We start from the raw sequence: 25,865 nt of genomic DNA, 5'->3' as shown, positions 1-25,865 counted from the left end.
GGAACATGAGACGTGCTTTGATATGCGGTGTATCCGGGCAGGATGGGGCCTGTCTTGCGCAGTTTCTCCTTGATAAGGGTTACGAGGTCTGGGGCACATCGCGTGATGCACAGGTATCTTCGTTCGCCAACCTGTCGCGTCCTGGAATCTTTCACCGTATTAAGACGGTGTCGATGGCAGCCAACGACTTCAGGAGTGCGTTGCAGGCAATCAGCCAGAGCGAACCTGACGAAATCTACAATTTGTCAGGATAAAGCTCAGTAGGTCTGTCTTTTGAACAGCCTGCGGAAACGCTCGAAAGTATCGCGACGGGCACTGTCAATTTACTTGAGGTCATCAGATTTCTCGGTAAACCGGTTCGGTTCTATAATGCGGGATCCAGCGAATGCTTTGGCGATATTGGGGCCGGGGCCGCTGACGAAAATGCACATTTCCATCCGCGTAGCCCCTATGCAGTGGCCAAAGCGACAGCTCACTGGTTGGTAGACAACTATCGTTCTGCTTACGGGCTCTATGCCTGTACCGGAATCTTGTTCAATCATGAATCGCCACTGCGGCCAACTCGTTTTGTAACGCGGAAGATTGTTTCGGCGGCGGTGCGCATTTCCCAAGGCGTTGAAGAGAATTTGACACTCGGGGATATGGCAATTCAGCGTGACTGGGGATGGGGCCCTGAATATGTAGACGCGATGTGGAGAATGTTGCAGATTGACCAGCCGGAAGATTTTGTTATTGCTACGGGGGAGGTAAACTCCCTGGAAGAGTTCGTTGCGGTGACCTTTGCGCAATTGGGGTTGGATTGGCGGCAGCATGTGTTTCAGGATCCCCGTATTTTCCGTCCATCCGAGATTCGCTACAACTGCGGTAATGCACGGAAGGCGCAGCGTCTTTTGGGCTGGTCGGCCCAAAAGAAAATGAGGGATGTTATCAGAGAGATGATCCAGTATGAGCTACAATCGACCGAAATGAAGTAGCAAGCCGAAAAGATAAGTTGAGTGTGGAATCCGTTATGTTGAATCTTCCAAAACAGAAAATAAAGAAACTCTTGCATGGATTGGGAATCGAGGCGCATCGCTACCATCCCACAGCGTCGCCATTGGCTCGCCTCATGGCTGCTCTGCGAGCATTCGATATTGATCTGGTTATCGACATCGGCGCCAATGAGGGGCAGTTCGCAAAGGAACTGCGCTCCGGCGGTTACGCACGGCAAATTTTATCTTTCGAGCCTTTGACCTCTGCACATTCTCAATTGTTGGCAGCAAGCAGGGATGACTCAGCTTGGTCAGTCCATTCACGCTGTGCGGTGGGTGATCGTCAGGATGAGATCGATATCAATATCTCGGGGAATTCAGTCAGTAGCTCGATCCTCCCGATGTTGGCTTCTCACAGTGCGGCTGCACCGCAGTCAGCATACATTGGGCGTGAGCGGGTTCCTCTGATCACTTTTGATTCTGTAGCGAATGCCTGTCTTGGAGGGTCGCGTGCGCCGCTCTTGAAGATCGATACACAAGGCTGCGAGTGGCAAGTTCTTGATGGTGCAATGGCTTCCTTACCGAAGGTGAGGGGTATCCTGATGGAGCTGTCGCTTCTTCCCCTGTATGAAGGGCAGCATCTTTGGCGCGAGTATGTTGACCGGTTGGAGAGTGCAGGTTTTGTGCTGTGGTCGCTCGAACCGGCATTCGTCAACCCGGCCAATGGTCGTACCCTGCAGTGGGACGGTTTGTTCTTCAGGCTATGAGTCCAGCATATCCAGCCGCTTTTTTGCTTTTTGGCCTGATGTTCGTCATGGCCTTGGCTCACTTTCTGTCCTTGCCGTGGTCAAGGTCGGTAACTGTAGCGTTTTATTTGTTTTCAGCTGGATGGTGCTTGCTGATTCTGCGCGATCGCATCGGATTGCTCAAGAGGCTTAACGCCATTGACGTTGGTTTTGCAGGCTTTGTTCTTGCCGTCCTTGTAAGCGGATTTATTTTTCCGGGGCTGGATGAACACGGTAGTGTGTCGAAATATATCCGTTTTATCCCCTTCATGATGATGATGCCTTATGTGCTTGGGCGTTTGATGATGTTGAGAGACATGGAGCTGCTCTCTCGCATAACCCTGTTATTGTGTCTGGCGCTTTTACCTCTGCTATTGCTTGATCGTCTGACTGTTGTTGAACGTCCATGGCGCTTACCGGTCTTTGGCCTTGATCATGGTCCGCTAATAGTGAGTGGATTGTTGGCCGCAGCGTTGTTGGCGCTTTGCGTGCGTGTACTTACCCTCGGTCATCAGGCAAATAAGGACGAGCGCTTGCGACGGTTGGTTCTGCTGGCGATCATTGGGTGTGTGACTGTTGTATTGGTTGGGATAATGGGGCGCGCCTGGTTACTTGGGGGGATGGCAGCTGTGGCCGTTGTGTCCTTGGCGGCGGGTGACCGACCATTGGCGCAGCGCATGGGCCTGTTAGCCTATGTGCTTGCTATTGCCATGCTTGCATTGTTTTTCCTGCCTGTATCCGCTTTCTATGCTTTAGTTCTGCCTGTGCCTGTGCCTGTGCCTGTGCCGATTACAGCAACGGATTTTGGTCCTATTCTTGGTGAGGCGAGTTGTCAACCTTTCAAGGATGGTATTGATTCTGTGGCGATGCGTTGGGTGATGTATCGTGAAGCTTGGGCGATGTTTATGCAGAATCAGTTTTGGGGTGTTGGTGTCGCCCGTTTCGGCGATTTCTCTTGCACAGGGCCCGGTTGGTACCCACACAGCACGATCCTGCAAGGCTTCGCAGAGTTAGGGTTGATTGGCGGTGGTTTGCAGATCGGTCTTTTTCTTCTGACTGCAGGACAGATTCTGCAGTCTCTGCTGTTAACCAGGCAGGCCAGGATCGAGCCTGCGCATGTTTTTGTTGCTGGTTTGTTTGTTCTCTTTCTGGTTTCAGACCAGTTCTATGGCACCTACCTGATGGCTGCGGGTGCTTGGCTGGTCGTGGGTATTGCTGCCAGTCTGCGCGCAAACGCTGGCGGGGAGCCAAGTCGTGCATGAATTGCCACGTATTACTGTTGTTACGCCCAGTTTCAATCAGGCTGTATTCCTCGAACGAACTATCTGCTCCGTGCTTGATCAGGGATATCCTAATCTTGAGTACATTATCGTCGATGGTGGCTCGACGGATGGCAGTGTCGAGATCATCCGAAAGTATGCGGATCATTTGGCTTGGTGGGTGAGTGAACCGGATCGGGGACAATCGCATGCCATCAACAAGGGGTTACAACGTGCAACCGGGGACTGGGTTGGCTGGCAGAATTCGGACGATGTGTATTTTCCAGGGGCTTTTGCGCAGCTTGCTGAAGCTGCTCGTCAATGGCCGAGTGCCGGCTTGATCATTGGCGACATGCAGCTTATCGATGAGAATGATCAACTTATCAGAAACATATGCTACGTGCGCCCTACATACACATCCCTTCTGGCCGAAGGTATGGTGCTTACAAACCAGGCTGCGTTTTGGCGGCGTTGCCTCCATGATCGGGTTGGTTGGCTGGATGAGACCCTGCACTACTGCTTCGATTACGAGTGGTTCTTGCGCGTGCTACAGTATGCCGATCATGGGCGACATGTTCCATCCTATTGGGGCGCACTCCGTTACCACGATGCCACAAAGACCAGCAGCAGCCAGTCGGGCTTTATGGAGGAATTCTCTACCATTCTTGGTGGTCGAGAGCCGTCCGTCTGGACAAGACGCCTTTATCAGGCAAGACGGTTGTTTCTAACCTTGGGCTACGGGAAACTCGGCTATGTCTTGCGTGGAATCTGCCGTCGCTCGAGCTTGGGTGGATGAAGATATTCGTCATTGCCTTTTTTTGTTATAACCGTGCGCTCGGTGGCCAGCCAGAAGCATCCCGATGTCGAATACCTGATGATTGATGGTTGGTCCAGCGATGGCACTGTTCAGGTGGGAGAAGTCCATCAGTACCCCCCGATCTTGTGCTGCTCTCAGAGCCGGACAGACGCCATGCACAAAGGCCTGAGCTGCGCTATGGGCGCGGTCGTCGGCTTTCTGGACGCTGTGCTGTGTTCGTGCCGGTCATGGGCCAACCCGTGAAGATCATGGACCTGGCGCGACGCATGGTGGAACTCTCGGGGCTAAGTGAAGAACGAGCAAGAACCCTGTGAGAGCAACATCGAAACCGTTGCACCCTGGCGAAAGGCTCTACGAGGAGTTTCTGAGCGGCGATAATCCCAAGCCCACTGTACACCCTCGCATCATGAAAGCCCACGGGGGGTAATACCTTTGGCCGATTTCGAGGCAAAGCTCAACGCTCCGGACGTGGCCCTGAACGTGAACGACGTGGGTGTGTTTTGTCTGATGGCGCAGCCTTTGGTGGTCCTGGTTAATCCGTGCAGCGTGGCTTCCTCAAACGCCATGATAGCCTGCAACCGGTAGCGCACCTGGTTGCCCAGATTGAGGAACCGTGGTCCGTCCGTTGCGGTGTGCCTGCCAGCGATTCAAAATCGAATCACTGAGCTACAGCATTCAGCTAACCCGTTCTGGGTCATGCAATGTTTCATGTGTGTCTTTCTGCAGGGATTGTCAGGGCTGCTATGAAGGCGCTGTTTGAGGATAAAGCCAGGCCGGGGAGGAGACGGTTTGGTTAGATTTAGCCATTTTTCCGGTTTTGTCCCTTGTCCTCAATCTTTGCTGGTGGCCTCGGGGAGAAAGTCCGAACCCGGTCGCCTGCCCATAACCCTGTTTTCCAAAGGCCCGGCCATAACAAGTCGGGCCTTTGTGCATGCAGGCCCTTAAAACCCTTTCAGGGTGGAAGCAGGGCCGTCCGTGCCGCGGCCATAATGTGGCGGGTCAGGTCATCCAGAATGGTTGACGCCGCCCGGGCCTGTTGCCAGTGCAGCGGTACATCCAGTGGGGTATCGGGTATCAGCTCTACCAAGGAGCCATCCTCAAGATGTCCGGCAATCAGCGCCTGTGGATGCAACCCCCAGCCCATGCCGGCCATGGCGGCGGTTGCAAAGCCCTGCGGCGAGGGCAGCGTGTGCCGGGGCAGGTCAACGTTCCGGTGGCACAGGCGCCGGGCCCAGCGTGCCTGCAGCTCGTCCTTGGTATTGAACACCAGGCTGGGGGCACGGGCCAGGCTTCCTGATCCCACGCCATCGGCAAAATAATGCCGGATAAAAGCCGGGCTGGCGGCCGCACGGTAGCGCATGGCTCCAAGGGGCTGGCTGTTGCAGCCGGCGGCCGGCCGGGCAGAGGCGGTGACGGCGGCCAGAACCGATCCGTTGCGCAGCCATTCCATGGTGTGGTCCTGATCATCCACGGCAATATCCATCAGCACCGGGGCCTGTGCGGCAAAGGCTGCCAGGGGAGGAGCCAGCCAGGTCGCCAGACTGTCGGCATTGACCGCAACAGGCAATGCAACCCGGGTCACACCTTCGGGCGCCAAGGCCGGCAGCGTGTCCTGAAGATCCTGTTCCAGAAGACGCACCCGGTCCATGTGCTGGCACAGACGCCGGCCGGCATCGGTTGCCCGGCACGGCTGATCGCGGATCACCAGGGCGCAGCCCACACGTTCCTCCAGCTGTCGGACGCGCTGCGAAATGGCCGACGGTGTGACGTGCAGGATGCGTGCGGCCCGCTCGAAGCTTCCTTCCCTGATAACGGTTGCCATGACAGAAAGAGCGGCATAGTCCAGCATAAGATTAGTTTTCCTTAACTGGATAAAGAAAAGTGATTTTGCCTTTATTACCCGCGCCGGGCAAGGTCAGGCCGTCGTAACCTGATTTTGACTGAGAGTGTGTTGTGGGATTCCTTTCCTTTTCCATGCCGGCCTTTACCCAGGGGCTGGCCCTGAGCCTGGGGTTGATTGTCGCGATCGGGGCGCAAAATGCCTTTGTGTTGCGCCAGGGTCTCCGGCGCGAGCATATGGGCAGCGTGGTGCTGTTCTGTGCAACGGCCGATGCCGTTTTGATTACGGCTGGTGTGATGGGCATGGCCGAAGCCTTGGGGAATCGCCCCGCGCTGGCGCATGCGCTGGCTCTGGCCGGTTCTGCCTTCCTGCTGGTCTATGGGTGGCAGGCCTTGCGCCGGGCCCGGCTGTCGCAGGCCCTCAGGGCCGATACAGGCGAGTCCGGGCTGGGGCGGGGGGCTGCTTTGGCCCAGGCGGCGGCCTTTACGTTCCTGAACCCCCATGTGTACCTGGACACGGTGCTGCTGGTGGGAAGCATCGGTGCCCAGCATCCGTCGCCGTTGCAGGTCTGGTTTATCGCCGGGGCCTGTGCGGCCAGTATGGTCTGGTTTGTGTCCCTGGGGTTTGGTGCACGCTGGCTGGCCCCATGGTTTGCGCGTCCCGTAGCCTGGCGTTTTCTGGATGCCTTTGTCGGGGTGACAATGCTGGCCATCGCAGGTCTCTTGATCCATCGCGTTCTGACGGGGTTCTGAGGGTCTGCTTCCGTGCCCTGTCCCGGAATGGAAAAAGGCCGCACCCGAAGGTGCGACCTTTTCCTTTGACATACCACAAGGGCAGGAAGAGAAAGGCTTAGAAGCCCATGTCACCCATACCGCCCATACCGCCCATGCCGCCGCCCATCGGGGCTTCCTTCTTTTCAGGAATTTCGGCAACCATGGCTTCGGTGGTGATCAGCAGGCCGGTCACCGAAGCGGCGTCCTGCAGAGCTGCACGCACAACCTTGGTCGGGTCGATGATGCCAGCCTTGATCATGTCCACGTATTCGCCGGTCTGGGCGTTGAAGCCGAAGTTGACGTCCTTCTGCTCCAGCAGCTTGCCAGCAACAACGGCACCGTCGGTACCGGCGTTTTCGGCAATCTGACGCACCGGAGCCTGCAGGGCGCGGCGAACGATTTCGATACCAACGTTCTGGTCTTCGTTCACACCCTTCAGGGATGCCAGGGCGCGGGTGGAGTACAGCAGGGCAACGCCACCGCCGGCAACCGTGCCTTCTTCCACGGCAGCGCGGGTGGCGTGCAGGGCATCGTCAACGCGGTCCTTGCGCTCTTTCACTTCCACTTCGGAACCACCGCCGACGCGGATCACGGCAACGCCGCCGGAAAGTTTGGCCAGACGTTCCTGCAGCTTTTCACGGTCGTAGTCGGAGGTTGTTTCCTCGATCTGCGCACGGATCTGCTTGCAGCGCTTTTCGATCTCGTCCTTGGAGCCTGCACCGTCAACGATGGTGGTTTCTTCCTTGGAGATGGTCACGCGCTTGGCGGTGCCCAGCATTTGCACGGTGACGTTTTCCAGCTTGATGCCGAGGTCTTCGGAAATCACCGTACCACCGGTCAGGGTGGCGATGTCTTCCAGCATGGCCTTGCGGCGGTCGCCGAAGCCCGGAGCCTTGACAGCAGCAACCTTCAGGCCGCCACGCAGCTTGTTGACCACCAGGGTGGCCAGGGCTTCGCCTTCGATGTCTTCGGCCACGATCATCAGCGGCTTGCCGGACTGCACAACAGCTTCCAGAACCGGCAGCAGCGGCTGCAGGGTGGACAGCTTCTTTTCGTGCAGCAGGATCAGCGGGGATTCCAGCTCTGCCACCATCTTTTCGCCATTGGTGACGAAGTACGGGGACAGGTAGCCACGGTCGAACTGCATGCCTTCAACCACGTCCAGTTCGGTGGTCAGGCCCTTGGCTTCCTCGACGGTGATAACGCCTTCCTTGCCGACCTTGTCCATGGCCTTGGCAATCATGTCACCGATTTCTTTTTCGCCGTTGGCGGAAATGGTGCCGACCTGGGCCACTTCTTCAGAGGTGGTGATCTTCTTGCTGCGGGTCTTGATGTCCTCGACGACAGCGTTGACAGCCAGGTCAATGCCGCGCTTCAGGTCCATCGGGTTCATGCCGGCGGCAACAGCCTTCACGCCTTCGCGGACGATGGACTGGGCCAGAACGGTTGCAGTGGTGGTGCCGTCACCGGCCAGATCGGCGGTCTTGGAAGCCACTTCGCGCAGCATCTGGGCGCCCATGTTCTCGAACTTGTCTTTCAGTTCGATTTCCTTGGCGACAGAAACGCCGTCCTTCGTGATGCGCGGAGCACCGAAGGACTTGTCGATGATGACGTTACGGCCCTTGGGACCCAGGGTGACTTTCACGGCATTGGCCATGATATCCACGCCGCGCAGCAGGCGGTCGCGGGCATCGGTGGAAAACTTAACGTCCTTGGCAGCCATAGTTTTTTATCCTCTAGGTAAAGATATGGTGAAAGGCGACAGGGAAAGAGCGAAGCCTCAGGCTTCGATCACGCCCATGACGTCTGCTTCCTTCATGATCAGGAGATCTTCGCCTTCGATCTTCACTTCTGTGCCGGACCACTTGCCGAACAGGACCTTGTCGCCGGCCTTCAGGTCAAGGGCAACCAGCTTGCCGTCTTCGCCACGGGCACCGGGGCCAACAGCAATGATCTGGCCCTGCATTGGCTTTTCCTTGGCGGTGTCGGGGATGATGATCCCGCCGGCTGTCTTTTCTTCGGAGTCAACGCGCTTTACGACAACGCGGTCATGCAACGGACGAAATTTCATTGGGTTCCTCCAGAACGAGCGTTTCCCAGTTGAACATCTCACCAGGTCAGGGGAGCCCGAGGTTTCTGTTGGCACTCCCCCCCGGAGAGTGCTGACAGAGGTAATACGGACCGCCTTTTCTGTCAAGGGGGGTGTTAGCGTCAGGGTTGTTATGGGATGCGGATGAATGGCGTGTCAGCGCAGCCGGTTTTTCAGCCGTTTGTACAGGCCGATTCCCAGAAGTCCGGACGCGATGAACAGGGCTGTGGACAGGGCAACCTGGGTGGTTGCATCCACCTGTATCCCGGCACCCAGAAGGGCAAAAACAACGGTTTGCGGAATGTAGCCGACCGCTGTTCCGCCCAGAAAGCGTGACGGGGCCAGCGCCGTGACGCCGGCGGCCAGGTTGGTCAACAGGTTTGATCCCACGGGCAGGAGTCGCACCAGCAGGGTCATGGTGAACGGGTGGTGCCCCAGCAGGGCGTCGATGCGTTCGATCCGGCGGGCGAACAGGCGACGGATGACGGAGCGCCCCAGAATCCGGGCATAAAAGAACGCCGTGGCGCAACCCATGGTCTGTGCCAGCAGGGCCAGCAGGCCCCCTTCGACAAACCCGAAGGCATAGCCGCCGCCAAAGGCAACAATCTGGCGGGGTACCCCGATGGCAGCGACCAAGGTGCCCACGGCAACAAACAGAAGCTCCCCGTTCAGGCCCTGTCCGACAATCTGATGATCCAGCCAGTGGGTGTCCAAGGCCTCGGTCAGCCCGAATTCCCGGGCGCCAAAGCCAATGGCGGCAAGGGTTGCGATCATCACAAGCCCCTTGAACAGGGCTTTGAGCGGGTTGCTGCGCCGCAGGGTTTCCTCGGCGTCGTCGTGCAGCAGTGTTTCGGGAGACAGGGACATGGAACCCCGGCTCAGTCCTGCTGTTCAAGAACCGGGTTGCGGGCCCGGCGTTGCAGCCACATCACCCCGACCAGGTCGAACAGGCTGACCCACAGCCGGTTCCAGACCCCGTACTTTGACATACCCCGTTCGCGCGGGCGGTGGTTGACAGGAACGCTGACAACCAGCCCACCTTCACGCAGGGTCAGCGCCGGCAGGTAGCGGTGCATGTGGTCAAAGCGCGGGAATTTCAGGAACAGGGACCGGGCAAACAGCTTCAGGCCACACCCGGTGTCGGGGGTTCCGTCGTTCAGCAGCCACGCCCGCACGCCGTTTCCAATGCGCGAGGACAGACGGCGCAGTTCATTGTCCTGCCGTTTTTGCCGGTGTCCGGCGATCAGCAGGCGTGCGGCATCCAGGCCGGTGCGTTTCTCTTCATCCCGCAGGCGGGTCAGCAAGGCCGGAATGTCGGCCGGGTCGTTCTGTCCATCGCCGTCCAGGGTGGCAATCCAGGTGCCACGGGCCGCCAGAACCCCTGTATAAATCGCCTGACTTTGCCCGCAGGCGGTACGGTGGCGCACGCAGCGCAGGGCCGGAAACCGGGCGCGGGCCTCGGCCAGGCGGTGCGCGGTGGCGTCGTTTGATCCGTCATCGACATAGACAATCTCGAACGGCACCACGCCATCCAGGGCGGCGGCGATTTCTTCGATCAGGGGCAGGATGTTGTCGGCTTCGTTGTGGACAGGCACAACAACAGACAGGTCCGGGCAGCTTGGTTCAGTCATCACACACGCGCAGGTAACACAAGGGGTCAGCCGGTTGTAGCGCCGGGGCCGCCCGGTGACCAGAGAAAAGTCCCGGGCGGCATGCGGTTTTCAGGTTCAGGCGTCCAGTTCTGCCGTTATTTTCAGGTCTTCCCCGGCGATGGCGCGGTCCAGCAGGGCAATGGAGCGGTCCAGCCCGTACAGGGCAAAGAAGCTGCCCATGCGCGGCCCCTGTTCCTGACCCAGCAGGATTTCATACTGGGCCCGGAACCAGTCGCGCAGGCCGGGATAGGTTTCGCCGTGCTGCTTGCCGATGGCATAGACAATGTTCTGCAGGTCTTCGCCGGACGCATCGGCCGGTGCGGCTTTCAGCGCCTGGCGCAGGTCGGCCAGGGCGGTTTTGTCGGCACTGTTGGCGATGCGGTACTGCTTGGTCGGGCGGACAAAGTCGTTGTAGTAGACAATGGCGTGGCGCACCAGCCGGTCCAGGAACGGCATTGTTTCCGGAGACGCGCCCGGGGCATAGTTGCGGATGTAATGCCACAGCACGGCCGGGTCATCGGTGTTGGCCACCCCGACCAGGTTCAGCAGGATGCCGAAGGTCAGCGGGGTTTTGTCGGTTCCCGGTTCCCCGTTGTGGATGTGCCAGGCCGGGTTGGTCAGGCGGGCGACCGGGTCCTGTTCCGCAAAGGCGGCGACATGGGCGACATAGTCGTCCACCGCACGGGGGATCACATCGAAGTACAGGCGCTTGGCCGCCTTTGGCTTCTGGTACATGAACAGGGCTAGGGATTCTTCGGGGGCGTATTTCAGCCAGTCTTCCACCGACAGGCCGTTGCCCTTCGACTTGGAAATCTTTTGCCCGTTTTCGTCCAGGAACAGTTCATAGGACAGGTTCTTCGGCGGTGTGCTGCCAAGGATGCGGCAGATCTTCCCGGCCAGGTCCACCGAAGGAATCAGGTCCTTGCCCGACATTTCATAGTCCACGCCCAGCGCGTGCCAGCGCATGCCCCAGTCGGGCTTCCACTGCAGTTTGCATGCCCCGCCGGTGACCGGTACCTCTACCTTTTCCCCGGTTTGTGGGTCCTGATAGACGATGGTGCCGGCATCCACGTCGCGGTGGATGACCGGAACCTGCAGCACCACCCCGGTGCGCGGGCAGACCGGCAGAAACGGGCTGTAGGTGGCCTGACGTTCGGCGCCCAGGGTGGGCAGCATGACGGCCATGATGGCATCATAGTGTTCCAGAACCCCGCGCAGGGCGTCGTCAAAATGACCGCCGGTGTACATCTCGGTGGCGGACTTGAATTCATAATCAAAGCCAAAGCTGTCCAGGAACCCGCGCAGGCGGGCGTTGTTGTGGTGCCCGAAGCTTTCGTGGGTTCCGAACGGGTCGGGAATGCGGGTCAGCGGCTTGCCCAGGTGTTCGCGCACCCTGTCCTTGTTGGGGATGTTGTCCGGGACCTTGCGCAGGGCATCCATGTCGTCGGAAAAGGCGAACAGGCGGGTCGGGATGTCGGGCGCCAGAATTTCAAAGGCCCGGCGGACCCACGAGGTCCGCGCCACTTCGCCAAAGGTGCCAATATGCGGCAGGCCAGAGGGGCCATAGCCGGTTTCAAACAGCACATAGCCCTTGTCCGGCACCTTGCCGTTCAGCCGTTTGTCCAGCAGGTCGCGGGCTTCCTGAAAGGGCCAGGCCGAGGACTCGCGGGCAAAATGGGCAAGAGAGTGTGACATGATGTGTCAGATCCGTTACGGGCTGTTGATGGACGAAAGGGTCTGTACGCAATGCGAATCGCCTGCATGCGTTGATCTGCACCCTAGGGCCGCAGGGGTGATCCGTCAACGTACCTTGCAGCATTCTGGCCCCCTGCTGTACCGTGTCACTTTACCTTTGAGTGTTTTTCTGCCCGTCAAACGATCAAGGGGTGTTTCCCATGTCCTCGCTGCGTTTTTTGTCGGTCAAGCACCAGATCCAGCTGGTTCTGGCCCTGTTTCTGGTGCCGGCCTTGGCGTCGGTGGCGGTTCTGGTCTGGCACGAGAACGAGGCCATCAGCTTCGCCCGCAAGGAAACGGTGGGGACAGCCTATATCACCCCGCTCCTAGACGCCCAGATTGCTACGGCCCGTTACATGGTGACTGCCACGAATCCGGATGCGGGAACCGTGGCCCGCGTTGCGGCGGGGCTGGAATCGGTACGGGAGCAGGCCGATCTTCTGGACATGCGGGGCCCCCACGCGATTGTGGAGCGGCTGTGGACTGATTTTGCAGCGGTACCCGGCCCCGAGCGGGCGCGCGACATGATCGCGGGGCTGGAGTCTGCGGTTGCGCAGGCCGGGGATCATTCCAACCTGATCCTGGATCCGGAGCTGTCCAGCTATTACCTGATGGATTCCCTGGTCACACGCTTGCCGAAGATGATTACCGGGGTGGCGGATATGGCCGGGTACGTGCTGGAGGCATCGGCATCCGGCGATATCGGGCTTGATATCATCCGTGCCGGTGCCGTGATGGGGGGGCACCTGTCAGCACTGGAAAGTGGGTATGCCACGGTTATGGAAACAGCGGAGGAGGAGGCGGTTGCCGCCATGATGCCGGCGCTGTCCACCCGTGTTTCCGGGGCTGTGGATACGGCATTGGCCAGCGTTGGTCGCGGGCAGGGCGGTGTTTCCGGCCAGGAGCATCAGGCGGTTCTTCTGGCCGCGCTGGACGCGTTCGAGGATATGCGCCGCCGGGCCTTGTGGGGCCTTGATACCATTCTGAACGAACGAATTCAGGGGTCGGTTGTCATCCTGTCCATCAGCCTGTTGATCCTGGCCCTGTTTTTCGGTGCGGCCTGGTATGCGGCCAACCGGTATGCCGTGAATTCGCTGTCGCTTCCGCTGGTGACCCTGCGCCGGTCTATCCAGCGTCTTGCCGAAGGCGATGTGGAAACCCCGGTGCCGGATTTCCAGCGGCGGGATGAAATTGGCGCCATTGCCGCAGCCCTGAAGGTGTTGCGCCATACGGCAACCCGTGCCTTTGCCCTGGGGCAGATGCTGGAAGCGATGCCGGTCAATATTGTAACGGTCAGCCCCCAGGATGGCCGCATCAGCTGGATCAATGCCGCCACCCGCAACGCCCTGGAACAGATTGCACCCTCCCTGAATGGTTTACCCCCGGGGACAGACAGTCTGGAGGGGCTTTCGGTCGATCTGTTCCACCCGCAGCCGGGCTGGCTGTCGGAGCTGGTGGCCGATCCCGGTCAGTTGCCGTGGACGGGCGAGGTTCATCTGGGGAACGAGCTGGTGGCCCTGTCCGTGTTTCCGGTTCTGGACCATTACGGCCAGATGACAGCGGCCATGCTGACCTGGAGCATTGTAACCTCCAGCCGGCGGATGGCCGAGGTGTTCGAGACCAGCATGGAAGGTGTGGTCGGGGATGCCGGTGTGGTGCAGGAGGCCGCCCGCAAGCTGGATACCATTGCCTGCCGCGCAGCCAGTGGTATCGACATGGTCAATGGTGCGGTCAGCCAGGTTTCGGACTTTGTGACCAGTTTGGCCTGTTCGGCCGAGGATTTGTCCCGTTCCAGTGCCGACATGATCGAGCGTTTGTCCAGTGCCAATACCCTGACCATCAACGGCGTGGAAATGGCCGAGGACAGCATGCGTGCCGTGTCTGGTCTGGCGCGGGTGGCAAAGGAAATTGACGGTGTGGTGGACCTGATCACCGACATTGCGGAGCAGACCAACATCCTGGCCCTGAACGCCACGGTCGAGGCCGCCCGGGCCGGAGCCGCCGGCCGGGGGTTCGCCGTCGTTGCCAACGAGGTGAAAAAGCTGGCCCGTCAGACCGCCGCCGCCACCGAGGATGTGCGGGTGCGGGTTGCCGCTGTGGCCGATGTCAGCCAGGACGTGGCCAATGCCATGATCCGCGTCAGCCGCCTGATTTCCGGTGTCAACGGGCTGGTTGGTGACCTGACGTCATCGATGGTTGACCAGTCCCGCGCCACGGGGGTGATTGCAGACAGGATCCAGCAGACATCCACCCGGATGATCCAGGCAGCCGAGGATCTGGACGCCCTGTCCGAAGCAACCCAGGCCACGCGATCCGAAGCAGGGTCCTTGCTGGAGGTGTCCACCACCCTGTCGCAGCGATCCGGCCGGTTGAGCCGGGAGTGGTCGGGCTTCAGCGCGGGCGCCCTGCGGTTGGCGGTATAAGGCCGGGTGTGTGAAAACAGCCTTGCCATATGCGGGCGATACTGCTAAAAACCCGGCCTCGACAGCGTGTTCCGGCGTAGCTCAGCGGTAGAGCCCCCGACTGTTAATCGGGTTGTCGTAGGTTCGAATCCTACCGCCGGAGCCATCGAGTTCAAAAAGCACCCCGCGTTCTGCACGGGGTGTTTTTTTGCATGCCCGGGGCGTTTGGATATGCGCACGTATCCTGCCTTGATGTCAGCGTATCGCTGATAAAACCAGACTATGCCGATTGCATGATGTCAGCCATATCACAACGTGTTGTATTATATGTTCTTGTACGTTCTTTTTTTGCGTACACCATAGCGTGTTTGTGGTAATTAGAGCATAGCGTCAGGGTTTATTTCTGGCCTTGGCAACAGGCTGTGTGTTTGTGTGCTGTGCCGTGTGCGGGGGGGGTGTTTGTGACGGTTGGTTTTGATTGTGGGGCGGCGGACCCTGTTGACAGCCATCTGGGGCAATCCCTGCGGCAGTTCCGCGAACTGCGTTTGTTGACGCTGTCTTCCCTGGGGCAGGTTGCTGGCGTGTCGCCGCAGCAGATCCACAAATACGAACGTGCGGTGGACCGCATTCCGGCATCCCGTCTGTTTCGTATCGGCTGTTGTCTGGATGTGCCGGTCCAGGCTTTCTTTGATGGCCTTGAAGGGTGCGTGGCCCCCGCCGACTATCCGCTGGATGGTGATCAGTTGCGTCTTCTGGCCTGGCTGTCCGCGCTGACGGCGGAGCAGAAAAAAGCCGTTTTCCGTCTTGTGCAGTCCCTGGCCGGCATGGCCAGGTCCGGGGGGGGATGATCGCCGCGCTTTCTGCGGGGTGCCGTGTGATGGGCAGGTGACGGATGTCTGCGGGCGCGTTATGGTCCCCTCCATGACGTGCGGACACCCTGATACGCTTGAGCTTTTGCTGCCCGATGCCCCGGTGCTTGTTGCCGGTGCGGTGTCGGCGGTTGTGTTGACGCCCGATGGAGAGATCCTGACCCTGGACCGGGCGGCGGCTGTCCGCTGGCTTGCGTCTTCGGCTCCTCCGCTGGTGTGCCATGCGCCGGCGGTGGCGGCGCGTTTGGGCTGTGTGTCTTTCCCGGCCTGTGATGTTCTGGAACTGTACGCTTTCGTGCGGCCGGCGGTCTTTTGCCTGCCGACAGTAGCCGGGCTTGCTGCGGCCTGTCATGTTGCCTTGCCCGCTGGCCCGGAGCAGGAAGCAACGGCCCTGTCGGCGGTTGTGGTGGCCCTGCTGCGGGATCTGTCCGCCCTGTCGCGCACGTCACGGCCCCAGGCACGCGCGCTGGCCTGGGGGTTGCTGCGGGCGGGGTGGCCGTGGGCCCGCTGTGTGTTGCATGCCCTTGGTGAAACCGGCGACCCGCCGCACAGCCGAGTGGTGGCTGCGGGGTTCCGGGTGTGGGAAAGCCTGCCGGAGATTTCCGAGCATGCGCCCGAACCGTCTTCCTCCTGTTTGCCGGTCAGCCCGACCGAGGCGCGTGCCCGGCTGGCACAGATTCTGGGCGGCGCTGCCGAGGACCGGCCGCAGCAGGCGGATTTTGCCTCGGCGTGCTGCGAGGCGTTCGAGCCCCGTGATGCCGAGGGGGAACCTCGGTTCGTGCTGGCCGAGGCCGGAACCGGTGTGGGCAAGACCTTGGGCTATGTCGCTCCGGCCAGCCTGTGGGCCGAGAAAAATGGCGGTGCGGTATGGTTGTCCACCTATACCCGCAACTTGCAGCGCCAGCTGGAGGATGAACTGGCGCGCCTGTACCCTGACCCGCGCGAGAAGGCGCGCCATGTTGTGGTCCGCAAGGGGCGCGAGAATTACCTGTGTCTGTTGAATCTGGAGGAAGCCGCCGGTCGCCTGTCGGTCAACCCGGCCCGGGCGGTTGCCCTGGGGCTGGTGGCGCGCTGGGCTTTGGCAACCCGTGACGGGGCCATGATCGGCGGTGATTTTCCGGGATGGCTGGTGGATATTCTGGGGCGTTCCACCGTAGCGGGCCTGACTGACCGCCGGGGGGAGTGTGTCTTTACCGCCTGCCCGCATTACAACCGTTGTTTTGTCGAACGATCGGTGCGCAAGGCCCGCCGGGCGCGCATTGTGGTGGCCAACCATGCCTTGGTGATGCGGATGCTGGGCAACGGCTCTGCGGCGTCAGGGGGGGATCCCGGGGGCGGGCTGCCGGTTCGTTATGTGTTTGACGAAGGCCACCATGTGTTCGAGGCGGCCGATGGTGCCTTTTCGGCTCATCTGGGGGCGCTGGAAACAGCGGAACTGCGGCGCTGGATTCTGGGGGCGGAAGAGGGCACCCGGTCCCGTGCCCGTGGGCTGCAACGCCGTGCCGAAGAATGCGTGCAGGATGATCCCGCCGCACAGGATGCGCTGGATGCGATCCTGCACGGGGCCCGCTGTCTGCCCGGGCCGGGATGGATGAACCGTCTGGGATCGGACAGCCCGCATGGCCCGGCGGAGCGGTTTCTGCACCGGGTGCGGCAGCAGGTGTATGCCCGGTCGCAGGAAGGCGGGTACCCGTATTCCCTGGAAGCGGATGTCGAGCCGCCGGTCCCCGGTTTGACTGCGGCTGCGGCAGAGCTGGAGCGTGCCTTGGAAACCCTGTCCCGTCCGGTCCAGGACCTGATGAAGGCGCTGGCCATGCGTCTGGATGCAGATGCAGCAGAGCTGGATGCATCGGTGCGTTTGCGGATGGAGGGATTGATCCGGTCTCTGGAGCGCCGGGTGCTACGGCATCTGTCTGCCTGGCGTGCCATGCTGGACAGCCTGCAAACCCGGGTGCCGGAGACATGTGTGGACTGGTTCGCCGTGGAACGGCTGGACGGGCGGGATTTTGATGTTGGCATGCGCCGGCACTGGATCGACCCCACATTGCCCTTTGCCCAGGTGTTGCAGGATGCGGCCCATGGCGTGCTGGTGGCTTCGGCAACGTTGCGCGATGGATCCGGTGATCCGGCTGTGGACTGGAAGGCTGCTGAGGCCCGCACTGGTGCCGCGCACCTTTCGTTGCCGGCGGTGCGGGCGGCGGTAGCGTCTCCGTTTGACTATGCCGGCCAGACCCGGGTGCTGGTGGTGACCGATGTGCGTCGTGACGATGCGGCGCGGGTGGCAGCGGCGTTCCGGTCGCTGTTCCTGGCGTCCGGCGGGGGTGGTCTGGGTCTGTTTACGGCGGTATCCCGGTTGCGCGCCGTGTACGAACGCATTATGCCGGCAATGGCCGAACATGCCATTCCGCTGTACGCCCAGCATGTGAGCGGGATGGATACGGCCACGCTGGTTGACCTGTTTCGTGCCGACGAACCTTCGTGCCTTTTGGGGACGGATGCGCTGCGCGATGGCATGGATGTGCCGGGGCGTGCCCTGCGTCTGGTGGTGTTTGACCGGGTTCCCTGGCCCCGCCCGGATATCCTGCACCGGGTGCGGCGCAAGGCCTTTGGCGGGCGCGACTGGGATGACCGCTTGACCCGGCTGCGTCTGAAGCAGGCCTTTGGAAGGTTGGTGCGACGGGCGGATGACCGGGGTGTGTTTGTCCTGCTGGATCCGCTGTTGCCATCGCGTTTGCACGGGGCGTTTCCACCGGGGACAGAGGTGCGCCGTCTTGGTCTGGCCGATGCGGTGCGTGAGGTGTCGGACTTTCTGGGACCTGTCCCGGCCTGCCCCCCGACCGAGTAGGTAAGGGCAGGCCGGGGTGTTCCTCAGGCGGCGATGCTGGCGTGCCCGAAGGCAAAGTTCCTGTACAGCTGCTGCACCCACTGGGTTACGTGGCCGTGTGGAAGGGGGCGCCCTTCGATCTGGATGCAGGGCGATACCTTGGAGAAGTTGCCGGTGGCAAAGATCTCGTCGGCCTGCATCAGGTCATCGTAGGACAGCGTTGTTTCTTCCACCAGGGTGCCATCGGCCTGTAGCAGGGCAATAACGCGCTGTCGTGTCAACCCGTTGAGGAAGCTTCCGTTCGGAACCGGGGTGCGGATGATGCCATCCTTGACCAGAAACAGGTTGGCGGCGGCAAATTCCGCCACGTTCCCGTGGTTGTCGAGCATGACCGCGGTATCAAAGCCGCGTTGATGTGCATCGCTGAGGGCCCGGCTGACATTCGGGTACAGGCAGGCGGCCTTGGCTGCGGTGGGCGCGGCATCGGGTGTCGGCCGGCGAAAGGGGGACTGGGTGGCGCTGAAGCCCTGGCTTGCAGGAGGCATGGCGATTTCAAACAGGTGCAGGGCAAAGCGGGTGGAGCTGGCATCAGGGATCAGAAAGCCGTTGTCGCACCAGAACATGGGTTTGATGTACAGGGCCTTCTTTCCGCCGCTGCGGGTGATGCCCTCCCGGGCCAGGGCCGCGATATCCGCCCCGCCAAGGGTTGGATTCAGCCCCAGGATGCGGGCAGACTGAACAACCCGTTCACAGTGGGCTTTCAGGTCCGGCACCACACCTTCGTAGTAGCGTGCTCCGTCGAAGGCCGTGCTTCCCATCCATACAGACTGGGTACCCGGTCCCATGATCATGGGGTTGCCGGTGTGCCAGGTGCCATCAACGAAAACAAGAGAAATGCCGGGTTGGGTTGATTGTGTTGACATAAGCGCGCTCGTATTCCTTGTGGTTTGTCTTGAGACAAACCTGTTTCCTCGCCTGTTAGCATACAGGTTGCGCTGTATTCCTGCCAATAAATATACCGTACCGTGTGAGGGGTGGTGTTTGTATCGATTTTTCGGGGATGTCTTTATTGGCTGGCCCAGAGGATTCGTGCCGACCAGGCGATGTCTGTCTGGTCTATGGCCTGGTCCGTGCTGCCGGCCCCGAAGGGCTGGATGACCATGCGGGTTGCTGTTGTTCTTGTTAACGCGCCAATGACTAGAATCTTGTCTCTGGTATAGATGGCAACACGATCACCGCGCCTTGCGGTTGTGTTGGGGGACAGGATCAGCCGGTCGCCGTCGCGATAGACCGGCAGGCAGGCATCACCTTGGATTTCCAGCGCCCAGGCGTCCGGATCCCTGAGATCAGGAAAGGCGATGGCGTCCTGGGTGCCATTTGGGGTGTTTCCGGCCGCATCCAGCCCGTTGCGGGCCTGATTCTGGCTGACCAGGGGCAGGATGGGCTGAGGGGGTGGGGGCGGTTCCGCCATGGCTTCAGCAGCCTGCTGCAGGAAATGTTCCGGGCGTGTATCGGTGGCCTGCAAGACCTTGGACAGGCTTTCTGTCGTTGGCCAGCGGGGTTTGCCGTCGCGGCCAAACCGTTTGGACGGGTTGAACGTGGTCGGGTCCAGGCCTGCTTTTTTTGCCAGTGCCGATGGGGACAGTCCGTGATCTTCGGCCAGGCGGTCAAGGGCTGTCCACAGGGCGTGATGGGTAAGCATGCGTTCTGCTCTCCAGTTATCGGGAACACACTGTGTAAGCTCGCCCTTGACGAGCAAGGATTATATTCCTAGACCATGGGGTGCTTCTTGATAGTGTCTTAACGTGGAGACGACCTGATGGCAACAAGGCGAAAGGCGCCGCGCCCTCTGAGTATACGAGAAAGTTGTCCGTTCATGAGTGCGGAGGAGGCTTGGTTGTGGTTCTGGCGGTGCCAGCTGGCCCGTGACGAGGGGGCACGTTTTGTGGCGGATGCCGGTGATACGGCGCGGCCCTGTGATCCCGATGATGTGTACCGTGTGGCGGCCGGGTTACGGCGACAGAATGTGCTGGGAGCCCGTCAGGCCATGGTTCTGGCCTGTTACGGGCGTGCTTTGGCTCCGCCGGATGCCCGCCTGGAGGAAGAGCGGCAGGCCGCCCGGTGGTGGGAAGAGGGGCTGACCCTTCTGGAAGAGCCATTGCGGCGCAAGGGGATTGTCGGGTGATGACCGGAGAGCCTGATGCCGTTGTTGGCTTTTCCGGTGTGGCGGATGTGTCCTTTCTCAAAATGTTGCGCCCGGGTTTCCGGCACTGTCTGGTCGCGGTCTGTGATGCCGGCCGTGGGGGCTGGGTTGTGATCAATCCCATGGCGCACTGTACCGAAGTGATCGTGATGCCTGTTGATCCGGTGTGTCCAGCCCTGGATGTGGCGCAGGTGATGGCAGCGGGGGGCTATAAGCCGGTTGTTACGCGGCGCGGTGTGCCGCCGCACCGTTTGGCGCCGGTGCGTGTCTTTAGTTGCGTGGAGGCGGTGAAGCGCATTCTGGGGCGTCGCTGGCCCTGGGTTCTGACCCCTTGGCAGCTGTACAGTGCATTGTTGAATGAGAAAAAAGACCTTTAATAGGAAAATATTCTTGACTTTTGGGGCGCTTTTCTGTATACCAATCCCTGTCAACGCCGGAGGTGTATCCACCGTACCGGATTGCTGACGGGGGAAACCCGCCTGTCGTTCCGGCAGGCGGGTTTTTGGCGTTGGCGTGTTGTGTTTCTGGATTGTGTGAACAGGGGGGATTTGATGGCCAGTTTTACGCCGTCCACCAATGCAGCCATGATGCTGGCCATGCGCCGTTTTGGTCCGTCTCATGCCGGGTCGGCCTTGCTGTCATCGCATATGTCCGGTTCATCCGGGCTGCGCGGTTTGCCAATGCCCGAGATCCGTATTGCTCCTGTCGTTTCCGCTCCACCACCACTACCTCCTGTTTCTGCTCCGACAGAGCCGGCAGGCGGGAGGAGTGTTCCATCCGCGCCTGTCGTATCCGCGCCGGCAAAGCCATCCCGGGAATCGGTTGAGGCGGCGCGTCCACGCCCGGTCCGGCCCCGGTATTTGCCTCTGTTGTCCGGATACTGGACTGAAACCCTGTCCGGTACATCGCGGGACCGGGGGGATGGTGGTTTGGCGCTGTCGGGCCGTCGTTCGCTGCTGGGGGAATAGGGCATGGGGCGTTCCCTGGAGATTCGTTTCAAGATGGACCCGGAACCTGGGCACGGTGGTGCCGAAGGTCTTCTGGCCCGTTATCAGCGGGCGCTGGAGCGTCGCCGTCTGTGGGAGGCGCACTGGCAGGAATGTTATGAATTTGCCTTGCCCCAGCGGACCGGTCTGTTCGGGTCTCCGGTCGGGGGAAAGCGCACGGACCGTCTGTTTGACGGGACGGCGCCCGATGCCGTGGACCAGCTGGCCGCAAGCTTGCTGGCCGAGCTGACGCCGCCCTGGACCCGGTGGTTCGGTCTGGAGGGTGGCGTCGGGCTGGACGAGGTGGGGCGGGCGTCTCTGGCACCGCTGCTGGAAGATGTGGCCGAGACACTGCGTCTGCATTTCGACCGCTCGACCTTTGCGGTGGAGCTGCACCAGTGTTTCCTGGATCTGGTGACAATTGGTACGGCGGCCTTGCTGTTCGAGGAAGCCCCGCCGGGCGAGATCAGCGCCTTTCGTTTTTCGGCAATCCCGATGACGGAGCTGACCCTGGACGAAGGGCCTTCGGGGCGACTGGATGTGGTGTATCGCCATGCCGCGATGCCGTTGTCCCATGTGCGGCACCGGTTCCCGGATGCCGATGTGCCGGATGTGCGCCCGGGGGGCGATGACAGCGGCGACCCGCTGGTGGAGGTTCTGGAAGCGTCCGAGCCTGTACCGAACGGGTACCGGTATACGGCGCTGTTGCTGCCATCGGGTTTGCATTGGTCCAGGGAGCAGACTGTTGTGCTGCGTGACGGAATGTTTCCGGCGTCACCGTTTGTGTGTTTCCGCTGGCTGAAAGCACCGGGGGAGGCATACGGGCGGTCGCCGGTGATGAAGGCGCTGCCCGATATCAAGACGGCCAACAAGGTGGTGGAGCTGGTGCTGCGCAATGCATCAATTGCAGTGACCGGGATCTGGATGGCCGAGGATGACGGGGTGTTGAACCCGGCGAATATTTCGTTGTTGCCGGGGTCGATCATTCCCAAGGCACCGGGATCCAGTGGATTGACGCCGTTGGCCACCCCGGGGCGGTTTGATGTCAGCCAGCTGGTTCTGGATGACCTGCGGGCGCGGATCCGCCATGCGTTGCTGGCTGATCGTCTGGGGCAGGTCAACAGCCCGCGGATGACCGCGACCGAGGTTCTGGAGCGATCCACCCAGATGGCCCGTATCCTGGGCGCGACCTATGGGCGTTTGCAGACTGAACTGCTGACGCCGCTGGTCATGCGGGCGGTCTCCATCCTGCGGCGGCGCGGGGAAATACCGGATCTGCGGGTGGACGGGCGTCTGGTGGACCTGCGCTACAGTGCCCCGGTGGCCCGTCAGCAGGCCCGGGATGATGCCCGCAACGCGCTGATGTGGCTGGACAGCCTGCGGCGTCTGGGGCCGGAAGGCATGGCGGTGGTTGATCCGGCCGCAGCCGCACGTTGGCTGGGCCGGGCGCTGGGGGTGCCGGCGGATCTGCTGGCCTCACCGCTTCCGGTGCCGGTACAGCCGGTTTCGGATGGGGGTTCCGGTTCGACGGATGCAGGTGAAGGAGACGGCACATGACGCAAGACACCGGGCGCGATGCCTGGCTGTTTCCGGGGCCGGGGCACGGTGTTGTCCCCGACCCGGAGCAGGCAACCGGGCTGGCCACGGCGGCGGCGCGGTGTTTTGCCGGTGTGGACGGGCAGTGTGTGCTGGAGGCCTTGGTCGGGATGACCCTGCACCGGACAGCCGGGCCGGCGTTGCCGGATGCAGCGCTGCGTCACCTGGAAGGACAAAGGGCCCTGGTTGCCTGGTTGCTGGCCTTGATTGATCGCGGCGGCGGAGTGGTTCCGTTGTACCGGAAGACATGCAGTAACGAGAGGACGGAATGATCCATTCATCTGATACACCCAGTACCGCTGTTTCTGTCGGGGGTGGTGTCCCTCCGGCTTTGGCGGCGGAACGTCCGGCTGTTTCCCGCAGTGGTGCGGCGGATGCCGAAATTGAAGCCCTGGTGCAGGTGTGCCGGGACCTGGAGGCCCGCCTGCGGACCGGCAAAAGGGATTTGGGGCCTGAATCCGGGTTTGACGGGCGCCGGGCCCTTGACCGTTTGCGCGGGGTGCCGGATAAGCCGGAGGATTATTGCATTACCTGCCATCACCCGTTGCTGGAGCCGGATCCTGATGTGAACGCCCGTTTGCACCGGTGTGGCTTTACCGGCGAGCAGGCGCAGCTGGTCTATGACCTGGCGCTTGAGAAGGTGATCCCGGTTCTGGAGCAGATGGCTGAATCCTTTGAGGCGGAGTGCCAGAAGACGCGCTTGGTCCAGCATTTCGGGGGGGAGGACCGTTGGCACGAGATTCAGCGTCAGGTTATGGCCTGGGGGCGGGCGAATCTGTCGGCGGATGTTCTGGAGACCCTGTCACGAACGGCAGAAGGGGTGATTGCCCTGCACCGGATGATGACCTCTCCGGAACCGGGTCTGGGCCGGTCCGGCGGGGCGGGTGTGGCGGCATCGGAAGACGATATCCGGAGTCTGATGCGTGATCCCCGCTATTGGCGCGACCGCGACCCGGCGCTGGTCCGCCGTGTGAGCGAGGGGTTCCGGCGCCTGTATCCCGGTTAGGGAGGCGGTCGTTCAGTTCGCCTTGCGGGCGTTGTTGAGGCGTTCCCCGGATTCCAGGACCTGTTTGACCGCCCGTTCGGAGTCGTCCACCATCGCCCGCAAATCGGCGATATAGCGTTTCATGGTGTTTGCAACGGTCCGGAATTCTGGCTCGTAGCGTCCGGCACCAGCGGCCTCGATAGCAATGTTGGTGGCAATGCCGTTGGATTGCTCGGCGATACGCCGGATGGTCTGGGCATGGACAGAAATCTGCTTGGCATGGTCGCTGATAGTGGAGATCACGCTTTGTTCCTGATCTTCCTTTTCCCGGTCCGACAGCTCGTACGCGGGCATTGAGCTGGCGTTTTCCTCACCCTCTTCCCCGCCTCCTTCAGCCTTGCCGTTGTTGGACGCAACCAGTTCTTCGGCCCGGGCCTGCAGGGTGTTCATGTCTTCCTGAACCCGGTTCAGCTGGCTGACCAGCTGGCGGGTGTACTGGGTCAGGGCTCGTACGGCCACGCCGGCGGTTCCGGCCCGGCCGGCGGCCAGTTCGGCATTCAGTGACAGAATCCGCATGTCTTCGGACAGTTCACGCAGTTTGACAAAGGCCTGCAGGGCGGTTTCGCACTGGGTGAACATTTCGCCGGCCCGGCCTTCAAGGCGGTGCTCGACAACAACCGGTGCATCGGCCGGGATTTCTGCGGCTGCTTCTGTGGCTGCTTCTGTAGACACGTCGTTGCCTCGTCTGCCACGGGGTTGACTGGGGTCTGCGCGGCACAATCCGGGACCGTTGCCGGGCAGATGTGGACGAACCAATGGCCACACCGTCCCAAGGATACGAGCCCCGGGCGGCGGTGCAACACAAATGACGGTTTTCGGGTGTTTGTTTTTCCGCCGGGTCGTGTCCTGCTCCCCGTTGTCGTTTTTCAACCATAAGGAGCTTTTATGTCAGTCTCTGTCGACAAGTCTTTTATCAAGCATTTTCAGGCCGATGTGCATCTGGCCTATCAGCAGTACGGGTCCCGCCTGCGCCCGACGGTGCGCAGCAAGGGAGGAATAAGGGGGAGTTCGACCGTTTTCCAGAAGGTTGGCAAGGGCACGGCCTCGACCAAGGCGCGCCATGGCATGGTTCCGGTCATGAACATGGACCATACCCCGGTGGAATGTATCCTTCAGGATTATTATGCCGGGGATTGGGTGGACCGCCTGGACGAGCTGAAGACCAGCCTGGACGAGCGGGCCGTTCTGGTAAAGGCGGGGGCCGGTGCCCTGGGGCGCAAGACCGACGAGTTGATTCTGGCCGAGATGGCCAAGGCAACCGTGTCGGCGCTGGACGGTACAACCGGGATGACGCGGGAAAAGGCCCTGGCCGCCTTCGAGCAACTGGGCAATGCCGATGTACCCGATGACGGCGAGCGGTTTGTGATTGTCGGCTGGAAGCAATGGTCTGAACTTCTGAAGATTTCTGAATTTGCGCGTTCGGATTATATAGGGCCCGACGCGTTGCCGTGGCAGGGTACACAGGCCAAGCGGTGGCTGGGCAGTTTGTGGATGCCTCATACCGGTCTGCCCTTGTCTGAAGGGAAAGTGCGCAGCTGTTTCTGGTATCACCGTACGGCGGTCGGGCATGCTGTTGGCTCTGATGTGGTGACGGATATTTCCTGGCACGGCGACCGGGCTGCCCATTTTGTCAACAACATGATGAGTCAGGGGGCAGCCTTGATTGATACCCGGGGCATTGTTTCCATGCCATGCCTGGAAACATGAGGATTGCCGCCACGATTGCACCATTGCAGGACAAAGGAATGCCGCCATGGCTTTTGAACGTTGCAACCTGTCTGTTCTCTCGTATGCCAATGGCTTTACCCAGTGGCATTACCGGACGAAAGATACCACCCTGGCGACCGGGTATTTCAACAGCGTGGCGGACATGCTGCGCAAGGGGGACCTGATGGTGGTTAACCTGGATGATGAAAACACCCGCACTGTGACCCTGTACCGGGTCCAGGATGCGGGCAGTTCAGGGGTGACTGTCACGGCCTTGTCCTGACCGCCGGTTCACGGTGATGTCTCCCCTATT

Annotated in this window: 26 protein-coding genes, 1 tRNA gene and 1 pseudogene; 19 read left to right on the top strand and 9 right to left on the bottom strand. The window is 60.9% G+C overall.

Going from position 1 to position 25,865, the window contains the following annotated elements:
- Positions 1-5 precede the first annotated feature (5 nt).
- The 6 genes and pseudogenes from HEQ60_RS03525 (at position 6) to HEQ60_RS10945 (ending at position 4,146) form a co-directional block, all read left to right on the top strand.
- Positions 6-974 (top strand): annotated as a pseudogene (locus tag HEQ60_RS03525) (GDP-mannose 4,6-dehydratase).
- Between the two features lie 35 nt (positions 975-1,009).
- Positions 1,010-1,738: an FkbM family methyltransferase gene (locus HEQ60_RS03520; protein WP_168069528.1), complete on the top strand. Its 729-nt coding sequence runs from the start codon at positions 1,010-1,012 to the stop codon at positions 1,736-1,738.
- Entirely contained in the window at positions 1,735-3,018 is a 1,284-nt protein-coding gene (locus HEQ60_RS03515; RefSeq protein ID WP_168069527.1) for a hypothetical protein, read from the top strand. The genes HEQ60_RS03520 and HEQ60_RS03515 overlap by 4 nt, the downstream gene beginning before the upstream one ends.
- Complete coding sequence (locus HEQ60_RS03510) at positions 3,011-3,811, top strand: glycosyltransferase family 2 protein (RefSeq protein ID WP_168069526.1); 801 nt, start codon at positions 3,011-3,013, stop codon at positions 3,809-3,811. Before HEQ60_RS03515 ends, HEQ60_RS03510 begins: the two co-directional genes overlap by 8 nt.
- 12 nt (positions 3,812-3,823) lie before the next feature.
- Positions 3,824-4,075, top strand: a complete 252-nt coding sequence (locus HEQ60_RS03505; protein ID WP_168069525.1) for a glycosyltransferase — start codon at positions 3,824-3,826, stop codon at positions 4,073-4,075.
- Positions 4,060-4,146, top strand: a complete 87-nt coding sequence (locus HEQ60_RS10945; protein ID WP_416046628.1) for a hypothetical protein — start codon at positions 4,060-4,062, stop codon at positions 4,144-4,146. The genes HEQ60_RS03505 and HEQ60_RS10945 overlap by 16 nt, the downstream gene beginning before the upstream one ends.
- 638 nt (positions 4,147-4,784) lie before the next feature.
- Here HEQ60_RS10945 and HEQ60_RS03495 read toward each other — a convergent pair.
- Positions 4,785-5,681: a LysR family transcriptional regulator ArgP gene (locus tag HEQ60_RS03495; RefSeq protein WP_168069523.1), complete on the bottom strand. Its 897-nt coding sequence runs from the start codon at positions 5,679-5,681 to the stop codon at positions 4,785-4,787.
- Between the two features lie 104 nt (positions 5,682-5,785).
- On the opposite strand from HEQ60_RS03495, the gene HEQ60_RS03490 reads away from it, so the two are divergent.
- Entirely contained in the window at positions 5,786-6,424 is a 639-nt protein-coding gene (locus HEQ60_RS03490) for a LysE/ArgO family amino acid transporter (protein ID WP_322099283.1), read from the top strand.
- A 97-nt stretch (positions 6,425-6,521) separates the two neighbouring features.
- Here the strand turns inward: HEQ60_RS03490 and groL are convergent, their stop codons facing one another.
- From groL to HEQ60_RS03465, 5 genes are all read right to left on the bottom strand, one after another.
- The gene (gene groL / locus HEQ60_RS03485; protein WP_168020280.1) at positions 6,522-8,168 is read right to left on the bottom strand and encodes a chaperonin GroEL; all 1,647 of its coding nucleotides are present in this window, start codon (positions 8,166-8,168) and stop codon (positions 6,522-6,524) included.
- 57 nt (positions 8,169-8,225) lie between these two features.
- Positions 8,226-8,516 carry a co-chaperone GroES gene (gene groES / locus HEQ60_RS03480; RefSeq protein ID WP_066134482.1) on the bottom strand — a complete coding sequence of 97 codons (291 nt, stop codon included), beginning with the start codon at positions 8,514-8,516 and terminating at the stop codon, positions 8,226-8,228.
- A gap of 174 nt (positions 8,517-8,690) precedes the next feature.
- Positions 8,691-9,401, bottom strand: coding sequence for a TVP38/TMEM64 family protein (locus tag HEQ60_RS03475; protein WP_168069521.1), 711 nt, complete (start codon positions 9,399-9,401; stop codon positions 8,691-8,693).
- An 11-nt stretch (positions 9,402-9,412) separates the two neighbouring features.
- A complete protein-coding gene (locus tag HEQ60_RS03470; RefSeq protein WP_168069518.1) occupies positions 9,413-10,165 on the bottom strand; it encodes a glycosyltransferase family 2 protein in 753 nt (250 codons plus the stop codon).
- 96 nt (positions 10,166-10,261) lie between these two features.
- Positions 10,262-11,881, bottom strand: coding sequence for a lysine--tRNA ligase (locus HEQ60_RS03465; RefSeq protein ID WP_168069516.1), 1,620 nt, complete (start codon positions 11,879-11,881; stop codon positions 10,262-10,264).
- 200 nt (positions 11,882-12,081) lie between these two features.
- Here HEQ60_RS03465 and HEQ60_RS03460 point away from each other — a divergent pair, with 200 nt between their 5' ends.
- The 4 genes from HEQ60_RS03460 to HEQ60_RS03445 all read left to right on the top strand — a co-directional run bounded on the left by HEQ60_RS03460 (position 12,082) and on the right by HEQ60_RS03445 (position 18,036).
- Positions 12,082-14,343 carry a HAMP domain-containing methyl-accepting chemotaxis protein gene (locus HEQ60_RS03460; protein ID WP_168069514.1) on the top strand — a complete coding sequence of 754 codons (2,262 nt, stop codon included), beginning with the start codon at positions 12,082-12,084 and terminating at the stop codon, positions 14,341-14,343.
- Between the two features lie 70 nt (positions 14,344-14,413).
- Positions 14,414-14,488, top strand: a tRNA-Asn gene (locus HEQ60_RS03455).
- 295 nt (positions 14,489-14,783) lie between these two features.
- Positions 14,784-15,170: a helix-turn-helix domain-containing protein gene (locus HEQ60_RS03450; protein WP_168069512.1), complete on the top strand. Its 387-nt coding sequence runs from the start codon at positions 14,784-14,786 to the stop codon at positions 15,168-15,170.
- A 73-nt stretch (positions 15,171-15,243) separates the two neighbouring features.
- Complete coding sequence (locus HEQ60_RS03445; protein WP_168069510.1) at positions 15,244-18,036, top strand: ATP-dependent DNA helicase; 2,793 nt, start codon at positions 15,244-15,246, stop codon at positions 18,034-18,036.
- Positions 18,037-18,059: 23 nt separating this feature from the next.
- On the opposite strand, the gene HEQ60_RS03440 is transcribed toward HEQ60_RS03445, so the two are convergent.
- Positions 18,060-18,938 carry a branched-chain amino acid aminotransferase gene (locus HEQ60_RS03440; protein ID WP_168069508.1) on the bottom strand — a complete coding sequence of 293 codons (879 nt, stop codon included), beginning with the start codon at positions 18,936-18,938 and terminating at the stop codon, positions 18,060-18,062.
- Between the two features lie 143 nt (positions 18,939-19,081).
- Complete coding sequence (locus tag HEQ60_RS03435) at positions 19,082-19,717, bottom strand: S24 family peptidase (RefSeq protein WP_168069506.1); 636 nt, start codon at positions 19,715-19,717, stop codon at positions 19,082-19,084.
- 117 nt (positions 19,718-19,834) lie between these two features.
- Between HEQ60_RS03435 and HEQ60_RS03430 the strand changes: the two genes are divergently transcribed.
- From HEQ60_RS03430 to HEQ60_RS03405, 6 genes are all read left to right on the top strand, one after another.
- Positions 19,835-20,200 (top strand): hypothetical protein, encoded by a 366-nt coding sequence (locus HEQ60_RS03430; protein WP_168069504.1) that lies wholly within the window; start codon positions 19,835-19,837, stop codon positions 20,198-20,200.
- On the top strand, positions 20,200-20,595 hold the full coding sequence (locus HEQ60_RS03425) for a hypothetical protein (protein ID WP_168069502.1): 396 nt from the start codon (positions 20,200-20,202) through the stop codon (positions 20,593-20,595). Before HEQ60_RS03430 ends, HEQ60_RS03425 begins: the two co-directional genes overlap by 1 nt.
- 174 nt (positions 20,596-20,769) lie before the next feature.
- The gene (locus tag HEQ60_RS03420; protein WP_168069499.1) at positions 20,770-21,186 is read left to right on the top strand and encodes a hypothetical protein; all 417 of its coding nucleotides are present in this window, start codon (positions 20,770-20,772) and stop codon (positions 21,184-21,186) included.
- A 3-nt stretch (positions 21,187-21,189) separates the two neighbouring features.
- Positions 21,190-22,761 (top strand): portal protein, encoded by a 1,572-nt coding sequence (locus tag HEQ60_RS03415; RefSeq protein ID WP_245183733.1) that lies wholly within the window; start codon positions 21,190-21,192, stop codon positions 22,759-22,761.
- A complete protein-coding gene (locus tag HEQ60_RS03410; RefSeq protein ID WP_209315381.1) occupies positions 22,758-23,072 on the top strand; it encodes a hypothetical protein in 315 nt (104 codons plus the stop codon). The genes HEQ60_RS03415 and HEQ60_RS03410 overlap by 4 nt, the downstream gene beginning before the upstream one ends.
- Positions 23,069-23,806, top strand: coding sequence for a capsid assembly protein (locus HEQ60_RS03405; RefSeq protein ID WP_168069497.1), 738 nt, complete (start codon positions 23,069-23,071; stop codon positions 23,804-23,806). The genes HEQ60_RS03410 and HEQ60_RS03405 overlap by 4 nt, the downstream gene beginning before the upstream one ends.
- A 12-nt stretch (positions 23,807-23,818) precedes the next feature.
- Here HEQ60_RS03405 and HEQ60_RS03400 read toward each other — a convergent pair whose 3' ends face one another.
- Positions 23,819-24,601, bottom strand: coding sequence for a chemotaxis protein (locus HEQ60_RS03400; RefSeq protein ID WP_209315380.1), 783 nt, complete (start codon positions 24,599-24,601; stop codon positions 23,819-23,821).
- Positions 24,602-24,730: 129 nt separating this feature from the next.
- Here HEQ60_RS03400 and HEQ60_RS03395 point away from each other — a divergent pair, with 129 nt between their 5' ends.
- Positions 24,731-25,552, top strand: a complete 822-nt coding sequence (locus HEQ60_RS03395; protein WP_066134517.1) for a phage capsid protein — start codon at positions 24,731-24,733, stop codon at positions 25,550-25,552.
- 46 nt (positions 25,553-25,598) lie between these two features.
- Positions 25,599-25,835, top strand: coding sequence for a hypothetical protein (locus HEQ60_RS03390; protein WP_168069493.1), 237 nt, complete (start codon positions 25,599-25,601; stop codon positions 25,833-25,835).
- Positions 25,836-25,865 lie beyond the last annotated feature (30 nt).

Source organism: Haematospirillum sp. H1815 (assembly GCF_012102705.1).
Classification (GTDB): Bacteria; Pseudomonadota; Alphaproteobacteria; order Rhodospirillales; family Rhodospirillaceae; genus Haematospirillum.
This window is presented reverse-complemented; position numbering and strand designations above follow the sequence as displayed.